This is a genomic window from Spongiactinospora gelatinilytica, from assembly GCF_003236385.1.
Classification (GTDB): domain Bacteria; phylum Actinomycetota; class Actinomycetes; order Streptosporangiales; family Streptosporangiaceae; genus Spongiactinospora; species Spongiactinospora gelatinilytica.
This window is the reverse complement of sequence record NZ_POUA01000720.1, coordinates 1-1,130: the sequence shown is the minus strand read 5'-3', so window position 1 is coordinate 1,130 and position 1,130 is coordinate 1. Positions and strand designations below refer to the sequence as shown.

Genomic DNA, 1,130 nt, shown 5'->3' with positions numbered 1-1,130 from the left:
GCGCTTGGCGGAGTCCCAGTCGATCTCGTCGGCGGGCACGCCGCGCCGGGTCAGCCGCTCGGCGACCAGTTCGCCGAGGGTGGGGCCGGGAGAGGATTCGCCGGGCAGCCGCACCGCCACGCGCTGCGCCTGCTGGGCCATGTACTCGCGCTCCTGCAGGACGGGACCTTCGAACCAGCGGACCCGCTCGACGGGGATCCCCGCCGTGGCGGCGATCTCCTCGGCGGTCTCTCCCGCGCGGATTCGGGCCTGGATCTCCTTAGGGCGCAAGGGACTCTCCACTTCGATCTCGTACTGGCCGAGACGGGAGAAGTTTCCGCGGACCGCCGCGCGGAGCCGGTCGTCTACGGGAAGCGTGAACCGCGTACCTCGGCCGGCCGTCGCCAGCACGAGGTATGTGCCGTCCTCGCTCACCGCGACGAGCCGGAGCTCCTGCATGCGAGTCCCTTCGTCGTCGAGCTCAATCTTCCCCCGGACCCTTGAGTCTCTCGCGTGTGCCGGTTGCCTTCCAGCACCGTACCCGGCATGTCCGAACATCGCCTTGCTGGAGGGGGCTCGATCCGATGTGACGCCCGTCACATTCGCCGTTTCCATCGGCTTACATCCCACCCGTGGCCGAGGGGAGGCCGGATGTCCCTGATGAATTCTTCCCGATGGCGCGGCGACGTGCGGCGGACTTGACGGAAGAAGCCGGGAGAGGGCTCGCGCAAGGGGGCGTGAAAGGGGCCTGTGGGGGAACGGCGGGCGGCCGGACGGCGGCGGCGGAACGGCCGGCCGGGTCCTGGACGGCTCGGCGCAGGAGTACCATCTGCGGGATCTCCATCGGATCAGGGACTGAGCGGCGGGAAGGCGGTCCTGAATGTGCCCCGCCCGCGAGTGGCGGTGGCGACGGGACACGCGGACGCGCACTTCCCGGGGGAAGCTCTTTACCGAATCAATGCGCGGGTCACCCGAGTGCCACGCCGAGGTAGTCGCCGCAGAAGCGGCGGCCCGGGTCCAGGCGGCCGCGCGGCGCGGCGAAATCGCCGAAGCGGGGGTGTGCGCGGCTCGCCCAGGTACGGACCCCGCCGGGGTCAGGCCGTGCTCGGCGCCTCCGACGCGCGCAGCAGGCCCGAGCCCCCGATGCCGAT

At 71.3% G+C, this 1,130-nt stretch carries 1 protein-coding gene; it reads right to left on the bottom strand.

The annotated features are described in order from the left end of the window. Positions 1 to 438, bottom strand: a 438-nt coding sequence (sepH, locus tag C1I98_RS38895; RefSeq protein WP_146607933.1) for a septation protein SepH, incomplete at its 3' end; no start/stop codon positions are given. Positions 439 to 1,130: the final 692 nt, after the last annotated feature.